We start from the raw sequence: 3,063 nt of genomic DNA on the forward strand, positions 1-3,063 counted from the left end.
TGCCTCTGCATTTTTAAAGAATAACCTTAATGATAAATACTTATACTGGCAAAATTGTTCTGGAAATTTAATTGAGAAGTTTAGGGTTTTAAATAACTCTGGAAATTTGGATATTCTTACTTGTGCTGCTACTCACGGATATCTGCCAATTTTAAGGGAGAGGCCTGAAACTGTAAAAGGACAAATCAATACAGCCATTAGGAGCCATGAAAATATTTTTGAAACAAAGCCTTTAGGTATTTGGTTACCTGAATGCGCATATTATGAGGGTTTAGATGAAATACTATTTAATTCTGGAATTAGATATACAATCTTAGACGGACACGGGATTCTAAACTCCACACCAAGGCCTAGGTATGGTGTATATGCTCCAATATGCTCGAAAAAAGGAGTGGCATTTTTCGGGAGAGATAGTGAGTCAACCTTGCCCGTTTGGTCTGCTAAGGATGGGTTCCCGGGCGACAAAGTTTATAGGGAATTTCATAAAGATTTGGGGTGGGAATTACCTCTCTCAAAGCTCCAAAAGAAGGGTATTTCAACAAAAAGACCTTTGGGTTTAAAGTTTCATAAGATTACAGATGAAAACATTTCTTTAGGGGAAAAAGAGTTTTACCTTGAAAATGAAGCCAAAAATAAGGCGGCAGAACATGCTGATGCCTATCTTCTAGCGAGATCCAAACAATTAGAAAAATTGACTTTATCCTCTTCCTTTAAGCCTTTATTGGTAGCTCCATTTGATGCAGAGTTATTTGGTCATTGGTGGTATGAGGGACCTTTTTTTATTGAAAATATACTAAAGAACTCTAGTAAATATTCAATTAAGCTTACAAATTTAAAAGAATTCTTAATGCAAAAACCAAATCTTCAGATTTGTGATCCATCGCCATCAAGCTGGGGGCAAGGTGGTTACCATAATTACTGGATTAATGATGCAAATGCATGGATCGTTCCAGAAATCACAAAGGCAGGCTCAACATTTGTAGATTTGTGCTTGGAAAATTTTAATAATGATTTATCTCTAAGACTCTTCAAGCAAGCTGCAAGAGAACTACTTCTTTCTGAGTCTTCTGATTGGAGTTTTATTCTAAGAGCTGGAACCACAACTGAGCTCGCAAAAGAGAGAATAGAAAGACACTTATTCAGGTTCTGGAAATTGGTTGAAATGATTAAAAATCATTCCAATATTAATTTAAAATTTCTTGAAGATATTGAGGAAGAGGATAAAGTCTTCCCAAATATTAATATTGATGATTGGCGAAAATAAAAATACTAATTTAACTTGAGCATTCCTAGTTTTACTTTTAGAGGTGAATTTATAAACATCTTACTCATCACGTAAATTAGTTTTGGAAGTGGAAGTGTATTAGTAAGAAAACCTACCCATTCATTGGTTGATAATCTAAAGAAATTTGAGAAAAAGCTTCTTAATCTACTTTCGTCAAAACTCATCAATCTTCTTAGACCATATTGGTAAAGTTTATGCCTTTGTATTAACTCGTAAGGCCATAGGATCTCCCAACCTTTTGTTGCTAGTTCAAGAGAACTAAGATTAGGTTCTTTTAAAAAGATTGCTAATTTTTCTGCAAGTAGTGGAGCTCTTCTTAATAAAGATCCGATCATGTATCCTGATGCAGGATGCACCATGCTTGCAGACCCTCCAAAACCAAGTACAAATTGTTTTTTAAATGGGAGGGGTAAATTCATTGGGAAAAGGCAATTCTCTTCATGAAAAATTTCACTTACCTGAATACCCTTGCTATTCAATCTTTTAAAAAGTCTTTTTTTTAGATTTTCTTGGGATAAGGCAGGATAACTAGCTAATGATGTTTCTTCAACAAAAAAAGTTTCATTTCCAAGATCCATTGCATAAAGAAAGGAAGGAGATGATAACTTTTCTTCATTGTTTAAATGATTTGGACGAAAATCCATTAGAACAAATTGTTCTTTATTAACAGGTGGTGATGTAAATTTACCTACAATTCCGTAAGCAGCTTGTTGAGCGATTTCATTTTGAACTGGTCTTTTTACAAAATTACTTTTATGACCACTTGCGTCAATAACTAATCTCGCCTTTATTTTGAGACCTGAAAAACAAATTACCTCAGATAGTTTATTTTTCTCTTTAATATCTTTTGCTGTTTCATTCAACCATTCAATCCCGTTACACTTTTTTAAAAGTTCATTTTGAAAAGCTTCTTGATTTATCAAACCATAATCGTAATTATGTTTTGTAGGATTATCTCCCTTTTTATTTTCGCCATTTCCAAAAAAACTAACTGTTTTGCACCACCGATGAGATAACAAAGACTCTAATCCTAATTCCTCTAATTCAGAAGCCCAAATACCATATGTATTCTCCCATTTTTCATTTGGAGATTTTGTTGATATTCCCTTAATATTTAGATCCTGCTTGGCTAATTCTGAAGCTAAACATAATGCTGCAGGACCTGAACCTAAAATTAAAATATCAAGTATTTCCATATTATTTAGCTAACCATAAGGCTTTTAATTTTGTTCAACTGAGCTAGGTTGGTCTTTTTCCTCTATTTGTTCACGAGGTACCAATACCACTTCAGATAAATGATCACCGTCATCTAATCTTTGTAATTTTACTCCTGTAGCTGCCCTAGATTGCTGAGAGATTTTATCTGCGTTTGTTCTTACTATTACGCCTTTTTCGGTCACAAGTAGTAATTCTTCTCCCTCGCCAAGGACCTTCAAACAAACTAGCTGATCATCTTTAATTCTAAATTTTATTGCTCTCAAACCCATGCCTGCTCTTTTTTGTAATCTAAACTGAGCTACAGGTACTCTCTTCCCTAGTCCAAATGCACTGGCTATTAATACCCATGGACCATCTGAAGAGTTTTCCTCAACATTATCATCAAGAACTTCTGTGAGATCTTCAATTTTAGCCAATTGATCAACCAAATTAGATGTTAAAACATCCATAGAAACTAGATTGTCTCCTTCTCTCAAGTTCATTGATTTAACCCCTCTTGCGGTTCTACCAAGTGGTCTTAATTCATTGATATCTAGTCTGAAATGAATCGCCATTCCTTT

At 34.3% G+C, this 3,063-nt stretch carries 3 protein-coding genes; 1 reads left to right on the forward strand and 2 read right to left on the reverse strand.

Going from position 1 to position 3,063, the window contains the following annotated elements:
* The coding region (locus tag MK115_RS09045; RefSeq protein ID WP_287610878.1) for a 1,4-alpha-glucan branching protein domain-containing protein at positions 1-1,264 on the forward strand (1,264 nt) is incomplete at its 5' end.
* Between the two features lie 5 nt (positions 1,265-1,269).
* Here the strand turns inward: MK115_RS09045 and crtL are convergent.
* Positions 1,270-2,481: a lycopene beta cyclase gene (gene crtL / locus MK115_RS09050; protein ID WP_287610880.1), complete on the reverse strand. Its 1,212-nt coding sequence runs from the start codon at positions 2,479-2,481 to the stop codon at positions 1,270-1,272.
* Between the two features lie 24 nt (positions 2,482-2,505).
* Positions 2,506-3,063 (reverse strand): DNA gyrase C-terminal beta-propeller domain-containing protein (locus MK115_RS09055; RefSeq protein ID WP_287610883.1); only part of this gene is annotated, 558 nt, incomplete at its 5' end.

This window comes from Prochlorococcus sp. ALOHA_ZT_50 (genome assembly GCF_022447305.1).
Classification (GTDB): Bacteria; Cyanobacteriota; Cyanobacteriia; order PCC-6307; family Cyanobiaceae; genus Prochlorococcus_A.